Raw genomic sequence first — 16,352 nt, 5'->3', positions numbered from 1 at the left:
GTCGTTTCAGGGGCCCGCAGGCCGTCGTGGTGACCACCAACGCGGCCATGCCAGCGCCACTGGCCTACAATATGGCCCCGCTCCGCTTCGATCTCCTGCCCCCATGAGTTCCGATCTGCTGCCCGTGCGCCGGGCCCTGCTGTCCGTTTCCGACAAAACCGGTCTGATCGACCTGGCCCGCGCCCTCGCTGCGCGCAACGTGGAGCTGCTCTCCACCGGCGGGACCGCCAAGGCGATCCGCGAGGCTGGCCTGGCAGTGAAAGATGTCGCCGACGTCACCGGCTTCCCGGAAATGATGGATGGCCGGGTCAAGACCCTGCACCCGATGGTGCACGGCGGCCTGCTCGGCCGCGCCGGGCTGGATGACGCCGTCATGGCCGAACACGGCATCGGCGCGATCGATCTGCTGGTGCTGAACCTGTATCCGTTCGAGTCGGTCACCGCCAAGGCGGACTGCACCCTCGAAGACGCCGTGGAGAACATCGACATCGGTGGCCCGGCGATGCTGCGTTCGGCCGCGAAGAATTTCGCCCGCGTGGCGGTGGCGACCGATCCGTCGCAGTACGCCGAACTGCTGGCCGAACTGGACGCCAACGACGGCAAGCTTTCTGCCGCCAAGCGCTTCGCCTTCTCGGTCGCCGCGTTCAACCGCGTAGCCCAGTACGACGCGGCGATCAGCAACTACCTCTCGGCCGTGACCACCACCGACACCGCCGTGCCGGTGCGCGCGGAGTTTCCGGCCCAGATGAATTCGAACTTCGTGAAGGTGATGGATCTGCGCTACGGCGAGAACCCGCACCAGAGCGGCGCGTTCTATCGCGACCTGTACCCGGTGCCGGGCACGCTGGCCACCTTCCAGCAGCTGCAGGGCAAGGAACTGAGCTACAACAACCTGGCCGACGCCGATGCCGCGTGGGAATGCGTGCGTCAGTTCGACGTTCCGGCCTGCGTGATCGTCAAGCACGCCAACCCGTGCGGCGTGGCCGTGGGCGCCGGCAACGGCGATGCCTACGAGCTGGCCTATGCGACCGACCCGACCAGTGCCTTCGGCGGCATCATCGCCTTCAACCAGCCGCTGGACGCGGCCACCGCCAAGGTGATCCTGGACCGCCAGTTCGTCGAAGTGCTGATCGCTCCGGATTACGAGCCGGCCGCGCTGGAATACGCGACCAAAAAGGCCAACGTGCGCGTGCTGCGCATTCCGCATGGCGAAGGCCGCAACAACTACGACACCAAGCGGATCGGCTCGGGCCTGCTGATGCAGAGCGCCGACAACCGCGGCATGAGCCGCGACGAACTGACCGTGGTGAGCAAGCTGGCGCCGACCGACAAGCAGTTCGCCGATCTGCTGTTCGCCTGGAAGGTCGCCAAGTTCGTCAAATCCAACGCCATCGTGTACGCCAAGGACAACCGCACCATCGGTGTCGGCGCCGGCCAGATGAGCCGCGTCTACTCGGCGCGCATCGCGGGCATCAAGGCCGCCGATGCGAACCTGGTGGTGGAAGGCTCGGTGATGGCCTCCGATGCGTTCTTCCCGTTCCGCGATGGCATCGATGCCGCCGCTGCGGCCGGCATCAAGGCGGTGATCCAGCCGGGTGGCTCGATGCGCGACAACGAAGTGATCGCCGCGGCCGACGAACATGGCCTGGCGATGGTCTTCACCGGCGTGCGTCACTTCCGCCACTGATGGGGGGATCGACACGGATGTCGTCCTCGCTCCGCAATCGCCTCGCAGCGGTGGTCATCGCCACTGCTGCGGGGGTGCTGGGCTGCACGCCTGCCAGTGAACCGGGGGCGTCTTCCGAACCGGCCAAACCACACCGCGTGCTCGACACCACGGCGCAGCCGGAAGACACCGTCCGGGTCCGGGGCGATCACACCCAGCGCCTGCTGGCCTTCCTTCGCACGCGCTATGGCGACAAGGCCGTCCTGGATGCGCCGTGGAAGGATGCGTGGGAGGACACCGAGGTCGAGGCACTACGCCCGGTCACCCGCAGCGTGTGCGCGCGTGACACGGTCACGGCCGACGGTCATGAGCAGACCCTGCTCGCGGTGTGCCAGACCCTGGACGACGCAGCCACGGTCGAGCCGGGCCGGGTCGATCTGTATGTGCTGCGCGTGGGCACAGACGACGGAGAGGCCAACCGCGGCGGCATGTTCGCCCCACTGCCTGCCAAGAAGGATCCGCTGCTGGTGATGGCCCAGCGCCTGCAGGGCCCATACGGGCGCCACGGCGCACCCGGTACGGTCCAGATCGCGCAGCTTGGCCCGCAGCGCCATGCCTTCCAGATCACCCACGAAGAACACCGGCGCGGCCATCGGCGCGTCTGGCGCAGTTACATCGCCGAACACAATCATCGTCTGCGCGATGTCGCCCGGTACCGCGATCACCTCGACAATCTTGCCCTGCACCGCTGTGACGGCCATCCGGCCGACTGCGGCGAGGGCGTGTTCTCGGTCGACTTCAGCACGACGGTGGGCGACAGCAACGCCGTGGATGGCTACTGGCCGCTGACGGTGCGTGCCAGCGGCCACGACTGCACGGGCCCGGCGACCGCGTTCTACCACCTCATCTTCGATGCCCGGCAGCGCGCGTATCCGGTGCCGGACGACCTCCAGCGCGACGGCTGCGCCGACAGCTGAGGCCGTGGGTTGCCACGGCCACCGACCGCCCCAATGCACCCGCCGCCCGCACCGCGTAAAATCACGTTCCTGCCCTCTTACGCGAGAACTGCATTGAAGATCCTGGTCATCGGCGCTGGCGGCCGCGAACACGCCCTGGCCTGGAAGCTGGCCCAGTCCGCGAAGGTCCGTGAGGTCATCGTCGCCCCCGGCAATGCAGGCACCGCCACCGAGCCCAAGTGCCGCAACGTGGACGTCAAGGTCACCGATCTGGACGGTCTGTTGGCGCTGGTCGGCACCGAAGGCATCGGCCTGACCGTGGTCGGCCCGGAAGTGCCGCTGGTGGCTGGTGTGGTCGATCGCTTCCGCGCCGCCGGGCACCGCATCTTCGGGCCCACCGCCGCCGCCGCGCAGTTGGAAGGCAGCAAGGCGTACGCGAAGGATTTCCTGGCCCGCCACGGGATCCCGACCGCGTTCTATGCCGTGCATACCGACATCGAACCGGCGCTGGCCTACCTGCGCGAGAAGGGCGCCCCGATCGTGGTCAAGGCCGATGGCCTGGCCGCCGGCAAGGGCGTGATCGTGGCGATGACGCTGGCCGAGGCCGAGGACGCGGTGCGCGACATGCTCTCCGGCAATGCGTTCGGTGATGCCGGCGCCCGCGTGGTGATCGAAGAATTCCTGGACGGCGAAGAAGCCAGCTTCATCTCGATGGTGGACGGCAGGACCGCGCTGCCGATGGCGACCTCGCAGGACCACAAGCGTGTCGGCGACGGCGACACCGGCCCCAACACCGGCGGCATGGGCGCCTACTCGCCAGCCCCGGTGGTGACCGATGAAGTACATGCGCGCGTGATGCGCGAGGTGGTCAACCCGACCGTGCAGGGCATGCTCGCCGACGGCATTCCGTTCACCGGCTTCCTCTATGCCGGCCTGATGATCGATGCCAATGGCGCGCCGAAGGTGATCGAATTCAACGTGCGCTTTGGCGATCCGGAAACCCAGCCGGTGATGCTGCGCCTGCAGTCGGACCTGGTGGATCTGGTCGAAGCGGCGATCGACGAGCGCCTGGATACCGTGGAGGCGCAGTGGGACCCGCGCCCGTCGCTGGGCGTGGTGATGGCGGCCTCGCCGTATCCGGAGACCCCGATCACCGGTGACGTGATCCACGGCCTGGACGCTGTCGCCGCGACGGCCAAGGTGTTCCATGCCGGCACCACGCTGGACGCGCAGGGCCAGGTGCTCAGCGCCGGCGGCCGTGTGCTGTGCGTGGCTGCACTGGGCGGCACGGTGGGCGAAGCACAGCGCAACGCCTACGCCGGCGTCGGTGCGATCCACTGGGCGCATGAGTTCCACCGCGGTGATATCGGCTGGCGGGCGATCGCGCGCGAGCAGGGCTGAGGCGGGTCAAGGGCAGCGACGGCTGCCGTACAGCGCAACGGCCCGGCATTGCCGGGCCGTTGTTCTAGAGGACGGCGTCGAGGCCTTTCCGGTCGTTTCATCAGCACGTGGCGTGCCCGGCTGTCGGAAAGATCAGTGGGCAAACACGGGTGCAGTGCTGCCAGAACAGAAAAGGCCCGGCATCAAACCGGGCCTTTTCGCGTGACCACGCCAGTCACTGCATCACGCAGTAAACAGCGCCTTCATCTTCTTCAGGGCATTCGCTTCGACCTGGCGGATGCGTTCGGCGGACACGCCGTACTCATCGGCCAGCTCCTGCAGCGTCACCTTGCTGTCCGCATCCAACCAGCGACGGCGGATGATGTCGCGCGAACGCGCATCCAGTTCGGCCATGCCTTCGCGCAGCAGCTGCAGCTGATTGTCTTCGCTGTCCATCCGCTCGTACGCCATCGAAGGATCTTCTTCGTTGGCGCGCAGGTAGGCAGCCGGCGACGGCGGCGCATGATCGTCATCGTCATCGCTGGAGAGATCGAAACCGATATCGCGACCCGACAGGCGCGACTCCATCTCGAGCACTTCACGCTCGGACACGTTCAGGTCCTTGGCCACCGCGCTGACTTCGGCCGCGTTCATCCAGCCCAGGCGGGTCTTGGACTTGCGCAGGTTGAAGAACAGCTTGCGCTGCGCCTTGGTCGTGGCGACCTTGACGATGCGCCAGTTCTTGAGGATGAACTCGTGCATTTCCGCACGGATCCAGTGCACCGCGAACGACACCAGGCGAACGCCCATGTCCGGGTCGAAGCGCTTCACCGCCTTCATCAGGCCGATGTTGCCTTCCTGGATCAGGTCGCCCAGCGCCAGGCCGTAGCCGTTGTAGCCACGGGCGACGTGCACCACGAAGCGCAGGTGGGAATGGACCAGCTCGCGCGCGGCGTCCAGATCCAGCTCGTCGCGGAAGCGGCGGGCCAGATCCTGCTCGTCATCGACCGACAGCACCGGGATCTGGTGCACGGCACCGATGTAGGCGTCCAGCGAACCGAGCGCACTGGGAATCGGGAGATTGTTTGCCACAAGGGCAGTAGAGGTGTTCTGGCTCATAGCACTCATCTTAGCAGTCCCGGAATTGGACTGCTAAAGGGGAAAGAAGTTCCAGCGTTCTGTTCATGGGACGCTGGCACCGAAGACACCCCTAACGTACCGCGAAATGATGACAGTGGCGAGAGGCTGGAAACAAACCATCAAACTCCATGAAATCAACAAGATAGACGGATGAATTGGGCGCTGGCGCGTGTTTTCTGGCTGAACAGGCTGCCGGATGCGCCCATTCAGCCCGGAAAGGTTGTCGGCAGTTCAGCCAGGCATGGCCTGGCTCTACCCCCTGCGCCACCGCTACGCGTGGCAGGCCCAAACCCACCGACGCCTGGTAATAGCCCGCCATGTTCAACCCGCAAGCGGCAGGTGGCGCACTCCATCATCGCGATGCTGGCCGTCCAGATGACGACCGCCAGTGATTACGCCGCCGGCTCCAGCGCGGCACGCGGCGGCAGCGACCAGTCGATGCGCGCGTTGCCGCGGCGCTGCAGGTAGTCATTGGCCATCGAAAAATGACGGCAGCCCAGGAAGCCGCGATGCGCCGACAACGGCGAAGGATGCGGCGCCTTGAGCACGCGGTGCCGGCCGGTATCGATGACCTTGCCCTTCTGCTGGGCGTAACTGCCCCACAACAGGAACACCAGGCCCTCGCGCTCGCGGTTGAGCGTGTCCACCACATGGTCGGTGAAGCCCTCCCAGCCACGCCGCTGGTGAGAGCCGGCGTTGCCCGCCTCCACGGTCAGCACCGCATTGAGCAGCAGCACCCCACGGTGCGCCCACGGCAGCAGGCAGCCGTGGTCCGGGCGCGGGATGCCCAGATCGGCCTCGATCTCTTTGTAGATGTTCAGTAGCGATGGCGGCACCGGTACGCCCGGCATCACCGAGAAACTCAGGCCGTGGGCCTGGCCATGCCCGTGATACGGATCCTGGCCGAGGATGACCACCTTGACCTGGTCGAAGGGCGTGGCGTCGAACGCGGCGAAGATCTGCGGGCCAGGCGGGAACACCTGCGCCCCGGCTGCTTTGCGCTGGCGCAGGAACGCGGAGAGTTCGCGCATGTCCGGGCGCAGCAGGTAATCACCGATACGCGTCTTCCAGCTCGGTTCGAGCTGGATGCTGGGCACTACATCGTCATTCATCGCACTGCAGGCTTGTCGTTGAGGCGGGACAGACGCAGCTGGAACAGCACCTTGGTGATGAGCAGCCGCTCTTCGATCGGCTTCTGCACCAGATCGTTGGCACCGGCCTGGAGCAGACCGGATTGATTGTGCGGGTTGCCGTCGCCGGTCATCACCAGCACCGGCAGGCGGCGCTTGCCGTAGCCGAAGTCCACGCGCACGCGCTGCACCACATCGCGGCCACTGAGTTCGCCCTTGAGCGTGACATCGGTGAGCACCAGATCGATGCGGTGACTGCTGCGGCCGAGCGACTCGGCGGTGAGCAGCGCGAAGGCGTCTTCGGCCGTCAGCACGTGCAGCACGTTCAAGCCCTGCCGTTCGAGCATGCGCTTGGTCGCCTCGGCCACCACGCGGCTGTCCTCGACATACAGGATCGTCGCGCCCGGAATCGTCTCCGGCTGGACATAGCCGCGGATGAAGGTGGCCAGCGCTTCGTGGCCGAGCGCCTTGTCGAAGTAGTCGGTGACGTACTCGGTGAAGCGACGCTGCTCCAGATGCTGCTGCGCGTCGCCGGACACCACGATGACCGGCACATAGGCCTGGCCCGCCGCGTCGCGCACGATGCGCGCCAGGTCGAGCCCGTCGCCGTCGCTCAGGGTGAGCGAGGTGGTGACCAGACTGACCGGCCCGGCGTCGAGTGCCGCACGCGCCTCGGCGATGCTCGCGCAGCCCACCACCTCCACCGTCGGCAGTTCGCGTTGCAGCACATCGGCAATCAACTTGCGGACCAGCTTGGAGCCGTCGACGACCATCACGCGCGGTGCGTCGTCGACGAGGTGCTTGAGGGCTTGCGGGCGCATGCGGGGCTCAGGTTTCGGTGGGACGGGTCTGGCGCAGGAAATGTCCCGTCACCAGCCAGGCGCCCAGCCAGCCCAGCACTACGGTGCCGAGCAGCACGAACGAGGAATGCAGCAGGTCCAGACCATGCAGCACGAACGGGCTGCCATAACTCTGCGAGAGCGCCGCCAGCGGCGGGCGCAGCGCCAGCCCGGCGGCACCGATCAGGGCCAGCGCCACCGCGCCGGCGCCCAGGCCGTACCACGCGCCCAGGTACAGGAACGGGCGACGGATGAAGCCATCGCTGGCACCGAGCAGCTGCAGCACACCGATCTCATCGCGGCGGGCCTGGATGTCCAGGCGCACGGTATTCCCGACCACCAGTGCGGCGCCGAGGCCGAGCAGGACCGACAGCACCTGCACCAGGCGCGTGCCGAATCCGAGCCAGCCATCCAGGCGCTTGCGCCACAGCGCATCGTGCTGCACCAGATCGGCCTGCGGCAGGCCTTCCAGCGACTGTGCCAGGCGCGTGTCATCAGCGCCCTCGCCCGGGGTCACGATCAGCAGGGTCGGCAGCGGGTTGTCATGCAGCGCATCGATCGCTTCGCCCAGCCCGGCGCTCTCGCGCAGCTCGGCCAAGCCCTGCTCGGGTGTCTGCACGGTGACGTTGGCCACATCGGCGCGGCCGCGCAGGGTCTCGGCGACCTGGCCGGCCGCATCGGCACCGGCATCGGTCTTGAGGAACAGGTTGATGTCGCGCGATTGCTGCACGCTGCCAGCGAAGTGCTTGAGGTTGTCCAGCGCGATCGACAGGCCCAGCGGCAGGGCCAGCGCCAGTGCCATGACCATCACGGTCAGCAGGGTCGCCCACGGCTTGCGCCACGCGCGGCCGAGGCTGAAGACCACGCTGTGGCCGTGGTGGTGCAGCCACACGCCAAGGCGCGATGGCGCGGCGGTTTCCTTGGTCACCGGGGTATTCATTCGGCCAGGTCCTGCGGCGAGATGTCATCGACCAGGCGGCCGTGGTCCAGGATCAGCACGCGCTTGCGCATGCGCCGCAGCAGGGCCAGATCGTGGCTGACCACCAGCACGCTGGTGCCGCGGTCGGGCAGTTCGGCGAACAACGCCATGATTTCTGCCGCCAGGGTCGGATCAAGATTGCCGGTTGGTTCATCGGCGACCAGCAGCTTGGGCTCGCCGACAATCGCACGGGCGATGCCGACGCGCTGCTGCTCGCCGGCCGACAACTGCGAGGGCAGCGCTTTTTCGCGATGGCCCAGGCCCATCCGTTCGAGCACCGAGCGCACGCGCTTGCCGATCTCGTTGCGACGGGTGCCACGCAGGATCAGCGGCAGGGCGACATTCTCGGCGATGCTGCGGTCCATCAGCAGGCGGTGGTCCTGGTAGACCGCACCGACCTCGCGCCGATGCCGCGGAATACTGCCGCCGCGTACCTTCAGCAGGTTGCGCTCATCGAAGATCACCGCGCCGCGGCTGGGCCGCTCGTCGAGATGGATCAACTTGAGCAGGGTGCTCTTGCCCGCACCGGAATGACCGGTAACGAACAGCATTTCCCCGGGGGCGACATCGAAGCTGACGTCCACCAGTGCCTGGTGGCCGCCGGCATATTGTTTGCTGACATTGTCAAAACGCAGGACGCTCATCCCCTGATTATGCAGGACGAGGGTGGCGCGTAGGTAACGGCAACCTGATGGGGGGCTGATCGGTAGCGCCGGCCAGCGGCCGGCACTACCTCAGCCGTCAGGTCTTACGAACCGGAGAGCATCCGGCGGATCTTGCGGCCCAGGCGGGTCAGGAACGAGGCGCCCGGATCGGCGGCCGGCGTGCCGCGCATCGGCTTGGCGGTCACCTGCACCGGGGTCACCGGGCCGGTGGCTGCCGCGCCTTCGGCACCTTCGACCGGACGGCCGTGGCGACGGCGACGACGCTTGCGCGGGGCGCGCTCGCCTTCCACGGCCGGGCTGCCTTCGGCGGACGGGGCGGCGATCGGTGCGAGCTGCGGCTTGGCCACGGCATCGGCGGCGGCAGCCACCGGCTGCTCGCCTTCCACGCGCGGCTTGCGCTCACGGCGCGGCTTGCCATCGGCACTGCGCTCACCCGGGGCGCGGCGCTCGCCACGACCGCCGGACGGCTTGCCGCCGCGGCTGCTGCCACCGCCACGACGCTGCTCTTCCGCCGCACGCGCTTCGCGCGCTTCACGGAAGATCTGGCCGACGCTCTCGTTCTCGTCGCCCTCGGCATCACCCTCGCCTTCGGGCGACGGTGCACGCGGCGCGCGCGGAATCGGGGTCAGGATTTCGCTGGTGACCGGCTCGACCGGAATCTTCTGGTCGATGTAGGCCTCGATATCCGGCAGGCCCATCGCGTAGCGCTCGCAGGCGAAGCTGATCGCATCACCCTCTTCGCCCAGCCGCGCGGTGCGGCCGATGCGGTGCACGTAGTCTTCCGCATCGAACGGCAGGTCGTAGTTGTAGACGTACTTGATGCCGTCGATGTGCAGGCCGCGGGCGGCCACATCGGTGGCCACCAGGATTTCCAGCTGGCCCTTCTGGAAGCGGTTGAGCAGGCTTTCGCGCTTCTTCTGCGGCACATCCCCGGACAGCACGCCGACGCGGTAGCCGGCCTTCTCCAGCGAACGCGCGACGCGCTCGACGAACACCTTGGTATTGACGAACACCATGGTGCGGGCGCCTTCGCTGCGCGAGAGCAGGCCCAGCAGCAGCGGGATCTTCTCTTCGTCGGCCGGGAAGTAGATGCGCTGGCGCACGCGGGCGGCGGTGATCGATTCGCTCTCCACCACCAGCTTCTGCGGCTCGTTCATGTGCTCATAGGCCAGCTCCAGCACGCGGTGGCTGAGCGTGGCGCTGAACAGCAGCGTCTGGCGCGTGGTGCGCTCGGGCATGCGGCGCAGCAGGAAGCGGATGTCCTTGATGAAGCCCAGGTCGAACATGCGGTCGGCTTCGTCGAGCACGCAGATCTCGCAGGCATGCAGCGAGACCACCTTGTGCTGCTTGACGTAGTCGATCAGGCGGCCCGGGGTGGCGATGATCACGTCCACGCCCTGCTGCAGGATCTCGCGCTGCTTGTCGTAATCCACGCCACCGTAGACCAGCGCGAAGCGCAGGCCGAGGTCGGAGCCGAACTTCACGGCGTCCTTGTGGATCTGGATGGCCAGCTCGCGGGTCGGCGCCAGGATCAGCGCGCGCGGGTCTTCCGGCTTGCGGTCGGCCAGCGCCGGGCGGGTCAGCAGGCGGTTCACCACGGCGACCAGGAAGGCCAGGGTCTTGCCGGTACCGGTCTGGGCCTGGCCGGCGACGTCGCCGCCGGGCAGCGCGACCGGCAGGGTCAGCGCCTGGATGGGCGTGCAACGGGTGAATCCGGCTCCTTCAAGGCCGGCCTGCAGGGCCGGATGCAGCTCGAAGGAGGAGAAGGTCAAATCGGTCAGCGGTTTGTCGCTCATGAGTCCGTCTTGGTAAGGCCATCCCGGCAGAGGTGCGGGGTGGCTTGCAATCTTGGGGGGCACCGTCGCAAACGGCCCCTGCGCCGGGATTGGCAGGGCCGGACTCCAGGTCCAGGGCGCCGCACAATGCCCCAGTTTAGCGCAATGTCGGCGTCAAACCGGGATCACCCGTCGCGCAGCGCCATGAGAATGTCCGCCCGGCGTGCTTTTGCGGCAGGTTTCAGGCCCTGGAAGGCTCTCCACCTCGCATTCACCGGCCCTGCCGCCGGTTGAACGGGGCGGCGGAAGGGGCTGGAAGCGTCGTGCCAGCCCCCGCATATCAACCAGGATCGTCGCGATAACGCAGGTGGGCGATCACGGGACGCTTCTTTCCAACCAGCGTCTGTCCGGTCACGGCGATAGCGGTACACTGCGCCCCGTGAGCGTCCAGGCATCCGCCGAACGCACCGCTGGCCGCCCGCGGCCACGAGGCACCAGACGAGGGTGACGCCCGGTTGGCGTTGCCCAAATTCAACTTCCTCCGGCCCTGCCGGGTGCATTACCAGACGAGAAACCAAGATGAGCGACAAGGTTGTACATGTCGGCGACGCCGACTTTGATAGCGCAGTGCTGAATTCCAAGGAACCGGTACTGGTCGATTTCTGGGCCGAATGGTGTGGTCCCTGCAAGATGATCGCCCCGGCCCTGGACGAACTGGCTGACGCCTACAACGGCCGCGCCAAGATCGCCAAGGTCAACGTGGACCAGAACCGTGCCCTGGCCGCCAAGTACCACGTGCGCTCGATCCCGATGCTGCTGGTGTTCAAGGACGGCGAAGTCCAGGCCCAGCAGATCGGTGCCGTCGGCAAGGCCCAGCTGGCCGGCATGCTCGACAAGGCCCTGGCCTGATCGCTGCAGGCAGCCGGCCCCGTCCGGCTGCCACGCGGGCCCATCGCCCGCATGAATGACCCTGCCCCACCCGGCTTGCGCGCTGCCGCGAGCCGGTGTTAGTGTCGGCATATCCGGCCGCATTCGCGCGCCGCATCTTCTGGACGCAGTTTCCTTCCAGATCCTTTCCCAACGTTCGCCGCCCTGCCGGGCGCTCGCACCTTCTAGCGAGGAATCCAGCACTTGTCCGATATCACTACTTCCGAACCCGGGAGCGCCGACGCGCCCGCCGAGAAGCGCGTGCGCAAGCCGCGCGTCGCCAAGGCCGCCGCCAACACCGCTGCCGAGGCAGGTTCCCCCCCCTCACAACCCGCTCTGCCTCTGGCTGCCGCGTCTGACGCGCCGGCGCCGGCTGCTGCTCCTTCGGCAGCCCCGCAGGCATCGGCGCCGGCAGCTCCTGCCGGTGGAGACGCATCGCCCTCGCAGGGCGGTGGTCAGCAGGACACCGGCGACGGTGGCCAGCGCAACCAGAATGGCCGGCACCAGAACCAAAACCAAAACCAAAACCAGAACCAGCAGGGCGGGCAGAACCCGTACCAGCAGGGTCAGGGTCAGGGCCAGAACCAGGGCCAAGGCCAGGGTCAGGGCCAAGGCAACCGCCGCGACCGTTTCCGCAATCGCCGTGACCGCAACCGCGGTGGCGATCGCTACAACGACGACGGCATGCCGCAGGACAACGGCGAACAGCAGCCGTTCGTGCGCAGCCAGCAGGCCAACGTGCCCGAAGGCTTCCCGGTCTATTCGCTGAGTGACCTCAAGCGCATGCCGGCACAGAAGCTGCTGGAAATCGCCGAACAGCTGCAGATCTCCGAAGGCGTGGCCCGTGCCCGCAAGCAGGACGTGATCTTCGCCCTGCTCAAGGTGCTGACCCGTCATGGCGACGGCGTTGCCGCCGACGGCGTGCTGGAAATCCTGCCGGACGGCTTCGGCTTCCTGCGCGCGGCCGAAGCCAGCTACCTGGCCGGCCCGGACGATACCTACATTTCGCCCAGCCAGATCCGCCGCTTCAACCTGCGCACCGGCGACCACCTGTCCGGCCGCATCCGCTTCCCGAAGGACGGCGAGCGCTACTTCGCGCTGTCGATCGTGGACACCATCAACGGTGAGCCGCTGGAAGCATCCAAGAACAAGGTGCTGTTCGAGAACCTGACCCCGCTGTTCCCGCGCAAGCGCTTCACCCTGGAACGCGGCAACGGTTCGTCCGAAGACATCACCGGCCGCATCCTCGATCTGATGGCACCGCAGGGCAAGGGTCAGCGTTCGCTGATCGTCTCCCAGCCCAAGGCCGGCAAGACGATGATGATGCAGCAGGTGGCCACGGCGATCACCACCAATCATCCGGACGTGCACCTGATCGTGCTGCTGATCGATGAGCGCCCGGAAGAAGTGACGGAAATGCAGCGCACCGTGCGCGGCGAAGTCATCAGCTCCACCTTCGACGAACCGGCTGCGCGCCACGTGCAGGTCGCCGAAATGGTAATCGAGCGGGCCAAGCGCCTGGTCGAGCACAAGAAGGACGTGGTGATCCTGCTCGACTCGATCACCCGCCTGGCGCGTGCCTACAACAACGTGGTGCCCAGCTCCGGCAAGGTGCTCACCGGTGGTGTGGACGCCAACGCCCTGCACCGTCCGAAGCGCTTCTTCGGCGCCGCGCGCAACGTGGAGGAAGGCGGCAGCCTGACCATCATCGCCACCGCGCTGGTCGATACCGGCAGCAAGATGGACGAGGTGATCTACGAAGAGTTCAAGGGCACCGGCAACAGCGAAGTGCACCTGAGCCGCCGCATCTCTGAAAAGCGCGTGTTCCCGGCGATCGACATCAACCGCTCGGGCACCCGTCGCGAAGACCTGCTGATCGAACCGGAACTGCTGCAGAAGATCTGGATCCTGCGCAAGCTGCTGCATCCGATGGATGAAATGGCCGCGATGGAATTCCTGCTCGACAAGATGAAGAACACCAAGTCCAACGACGAGTTCTTCGGTTCGATGAAGCGCTGATAGGCGCATCTTCCGGACAGAGAAAGGCCCCGCATCGCGGGGCCTTTTTCGTTGAGGGGTGCCCGGGTAGTGCCGGCCGTTGGCCGGCTCCACGCATCCCCACACCACGCAGGTAGTGCCGGCCGCTGGCCGGCTCCACACATCCTCCGCCGAACGCCGGCCGGACAGAGCCCGGCGCTACGGGCAGCGCACCCCGCCCGCCGCATTGTCTGCATCCACCGATACGCGCACCTGGGTGAACGCCGCCGCGAACGGCTTGTCGGCGCTCACCACGAACGGTGCTTCCACCGCACCCAGGTCCACGCCCTGCTTGGCAAAGCACGCCAGCGGTACGGTCACGGTCTGCTTCTGCCCCGGCGAAAGGGTGGCCAGGACCGGCGCGATATCCACGCCGCCCTCGCAGCCGGTACCGCACTGCATGGTCACCTTCACCGGCGACACCGGGCGCTGCACCAGCTGCACGTCAAACTGCAGCGCGCCGTGATTACGGGCCAGCGCACCCAGGTTGCGCCGCGAGGAACTGCGTGCGATCAACTGCGCCGGCGCCAGCCAGGTCACTTCCTTGGCATCCTGCTGGGTATTGATCTGCACGGTGCGTACCTGCACTACCGGCGCGGCGGCCGGCCAGCGCAACGTGGCGTTGAGGTCGTTGCCCAGCGGCTGGGTGGCACCAGCGGCCGCCACATGCAGCGCGAACGGCGGCGTGTCGGCCCGGTTGAAGATCGGCACCGTGGTGACCTCGCCGCAGTTGTCCGGGTTGGCTTCGGGCAGGCGGTCGACCTTGCCCGGGGTGCGGTAACTCAGGCCGTGGCCAAGCGCGAACAGCGGCGGCTGCTTCGGATCCGGGCGGTCGATCGGCGCCGGGCACGGCACGCCCGGCCACGGGAAGCTCAGCCGCCCGCGGAAATCATGCGCGGGCTTGCCGTCCTTGCCAGCCACCAGCACGTCGGTGATGCCCTTGCCTTCGGTACCCGGCAACCACGCCGCCACGAAGGCCTGGGAGTGGTTGAGCAGATCGTTGGTGTACATCGGGCGCCCGGAGAAGTACACGGTCACCACCGGTTTGCCACTGGCCTGGGCCGCGCGCAGCACGGCCAGATCCTGCGGATAGGCACGGCTGTGGCTGACCGGATCGGACGCGAGGATGTCGCCGTTGGTTTCGGCATATGGCGTCTCGCCGATCACGGCCACCACGACGTCGAACTGCGCGGGATCCAGCGCCGTCGCATCGGCGCTGTAGGCAACCTTCTGTGCGCCAAGTTCGGCACGCAGCGCACCCAGCACCGAATCGGCAGTGGGGAAATCGGCATTGCGGTTCTCGGTGCCCTGCCAGGTCAGCGACCAGCCACCGGACTGATCGGACAGGTTGTCGGCACTCTTGCCGACCACCATCACCCGCGCATCGCGGCGCAGTGGCAACACCTTGGCCTCGTTCTTGAGCAGCACCAGCGACTCACGCACGGCCTGGCGCGCCAGCTCACGGTGCTGCACGGCGGCGACGTCACCGGCATGGCGGCTGTCGGACGGCTTGTGATCGAACAGGCCCGCGCGCAGCTTCACGCGCAGGATGCGGGTGACCGCATCATCGATGCGCGCCATCGGGATCTCCCCGCTCTCCACCTGGGCGATGGTATTGGCGATGAAGGCCTTCCAGTCGTCGGGCACCATCACCATGTCGATGCCGGCGTTGATCGCCTGCGCACAGCTGTCGTTGCGGCAGCCCGGCACCTGGGCGATGCCGTTCCAGTCGGAGACGACGAAACCGTCGAAGCCCATCTTCTCCTTCAGCGCGCCGGTCAGCAGCGCTTTGTTGCCGTGCATCTTGCCGTAGTCGACGCCACCGCTGCGGTCGTTCCAGCTGTTGAACGAGGCCATCACCGTCTGCACGCCTTCGCCAAGCGCACCGTAGTAGCCCTGCCCGTGCACGTTGATCATGGTGGCCTTGTCGACCAGCGCTTCGCCCTGGTCGCGGCCGCTGTCGGTCGCGCCATCGCCGATGTAGTGCTTGGCGGTGGCAACGACATTGCCGTCGTCGCCGAAGCGCCCCTGCGCACCCTTGACGTAGGCCTGGGCGAATTCCCGTACCACGTGCGGGTCGGAGGAATAGCTTTCGTAGGTGCGCCCCCAACGTGGATCGTGCGCTACTGCCAGCGTCGGCGCGAACACCCAGTCGATGCCGGTGGCACGCACCGCGTGTGCGGTGGCCCGGCCGATCCGCTCGATCAGCGCGGCGTCGCCGGCCGCGCCCAGCCCGATGTTGTGCGGGAACAGCGTGGCACGGTAGACGTTGTTGTGGCCGTGCACTGCATCGGTACCCCAGATCACCGGGATCGGTGTGCGCGCATCGGTGGCCAGCGAGGCCGCCCGATACGCATCGGCCAACTGCAGCCACTGCGCGACCGTGGCGTGCTTGTCCATGCCCGGCCAGGAGCCGCCGCCATTGAGGACCGAGCCGATGTAGTACTGGCGGACCTGGTCGGGCGTGATCATCTTGATCTCGGGCTGGGTCATCTGGCCCACCTTCTGCGCCAGCGTCATCTGCGCCACGATCTCCTGCACCCGCGCCTCCAGCGCAGCATCCGGCCCGATCGCGCTGGTCACATGGGGCCAGTCCTTGAGGCGTTCACCGGTGGCCGGTGCGGCACCGGCCGTCGAGGCCAGCGCAGCCAGCAGGCAGGTAGCGAGAATCGTCTTGTTGGAGCTGGTCACTGGACATCTTCCTCTGATGAAATACGCGCGAACGGAACGGGCGGGACCGCAGCCGGGCAGCGGTCAGCGCCCCTCTCTGACAGCGCTGTCATATAAGCCCATGGCAACGCTGTCAACCGCCCGCGGCCCCGCTTGCGAACGGCGTCCCGCTGCAGCGGGGATCACCA

General features: G+C 67.2%; 12 protein-coding genes. 5 read left to right on the top strand and 7 right to left on the bottom strand.

Going from position 1 to position 16,352, the window contains the following annotated elements; all coding sequences use genetic code 11:
• Positions 1–103 precede the first annotated feature (103 nt).
• From purH to purD, 3 genes are all read left to right on the top strand, one after another.
• Positions 104–1,687: a bifunctional phosphoribosylaminoimidazolecarboxamide formyltransferase/IMP cyclohydrolase gene (gene purH / locus POS15_RS19475; protein ID WP_284128709.1), complete on the top strand. Its 1,584-nt coding sequence runs from the start codon at positions 104–106 to the stop codon at positions 1,685–1,687.
• Positions 1,688–1,704: 17 nt separating this feature from the next.
• Positions 1,705–2,643, top strand: a complete 939-nt coding sequence (locus POS15_RS19470) for a hypothetical protein (protein WP_284128708.1) — start codon at positions 1,705–1,707, stop codon at positions 2,641–2,643.
• A gap of 93 nt (positions 2,644–2,736) precedes the next feature.
• Positions 2,737–4,023: a phosphoribosylamine--glycine ligase gene (gene purD, locus POS15_RS19465; protein ID WP_284128707.1), complete on the top strand. Its 1,287-nt coding sequence runs from the start codon at positions 2,737–2,739 to the stop codon at positions 4,021–4,023.
• Positions 4,024–4,245: 222 nt separating this feature from the next.
• On the opposite strand, the gene rpoH is transcribed toward purD, so the two are convergent.
• The 6 genes from rpoH to rhlB form a co-directional block, all read right to left on the bottom strand.
• On the bottom strand, positions 4,246–5,121 hold the full coding sequence (gene rpoH / locus POS15_RS19460; protein WP_019183519.1) for an RNA polymerase sigma factor RpoH: 876 nt from the start codon (positions 5,119–5,121) through the stop codon (positions 4,246–4,248).
• Positions 5,122–5,534: 413 nt separating this feature from the next.
• Positions 5,535–6,254 (bottom strand): uracil-DNA glycosylase, encoded by a 720-nt coding sequence (gene ung, locus POS15_RS19455; RefSeq protein WP_284128706.1) that lies wholly within the window; start codon positions 6,252–6,254, stop codon positions 5,535–5,537.
• Positions 6,251–7,093, bottom strand: a complete 843-nt coding sequence (locus tag POS15_RS19450) for a response regulator (RefSeq protein WP_284128705.1) — start codon at positions 7,091–7,093, stop codon at positions 6,251–6,253. The genes ung and POS15_RS19450 overlap by 4 nt, the downstream gene beginning before the upstream one ends.
• A 7-nt stretch (positions 7,094–7,100) precedes the next feature.
• Complete coding sequence (gene ftsX / locus POS15_RS19445; RefSeq protein WP_284128704.1) at positions 7,101–8,051, bottom strand: permease-like cell division protein FtsX; 951 nt, start codon at positions 8,049–8,051, stop codon at positions 7,101–7,103.
• Positions 8,048–8,734: a cell division ATP-binding protein FtsE gene (gene ftsE, locus POS15_RS19440; RefSeq protein WP_019183511.1), complete on the bottom strand. Its 687-nt coding sequence runs from the start codon at positions 8,732–8,734 to the stop codon at positions 8,048–8,050. Before ftsE ends, ftsX begins: the two co-directional genes overlap by 4 nt.
• Positions 8,735–8,838: 104 nt before the next feature.
• Positions 8,839–10,551, bottom strand: a complete 1,713-nt coding sequence (rhlB, locus tag POS15_RS19435) for an ATP-dependent RNA helicase RhlB (protein ID WP_102788611.1) — start codon at positions 10,549–10,551, stop codon at positions 8,839–8,841.
• A 558-nt stretch (positions 10,552–11,109) separates the two neighbouring features.
• Between rhlB and trxA the strand changes: the two genes are divergently transcribed.
• Together trxA and rho are read left to right on the top strand one after the other, a co-directional pair.
• Positions 11,110–11,439, top strand: a complete 330-nt coding sequence (trxA, locus tag POS15_RS19430; protein WP_019183509.1) for a thioredoxin TrxA — start codon at positions 11,110–11,112, stop codon at positions 11,437–11,439.
• A gap of 222 nt (positions 11,440–11,661) precedes the next feature.
• Positions 11,662–13,476, top strand: a complete 1,815-nt coding sequence (rho, locus tag POS15_RS19425) for a transcription termination factor Rho (protein WP_284128703.1) — start codon at positions 11,662–11,664, stop codon at positions 13,474–13,476.
• Positions 13,477–13,653: 177 nt separating this feature from the next.
• Here rho and POS15_RS19420 read toward each other — a convergent pair whose 3' ends face one another.
• A complete protein-coding gene (locus POS15_RS19420; RefSeq protein ID WP_102788612.1) occupies positions 13,654–16,185 on the bottom strand; it encodes a glycoside hydrolase family 3 protein in 2,532 nt (843 codons plus the stop codon).
• Between the last annotated feature and the right edge of the window lie 167 nt (positions 16,186–16,352).

Origin of the sequence: Stenotrophomonas sp. BIO128-Bstrain (genome assembly GCF_030128875.1) — a bacterium.
In the GTDB taxonomy this organism is placed as follows: Bacteria; Pseudomonadota; Gammaproteobacteria; order Xanthomonadales; family Xanthomonadaceae; genus Stenotrophomonas; species Stenotrophomonas bentonitica_A.
The sequence above is the reverse complement of the archived record's forward strand: the minus strand, read 5'-3'. Positions and strand labels throughout refer to the sequence as shown.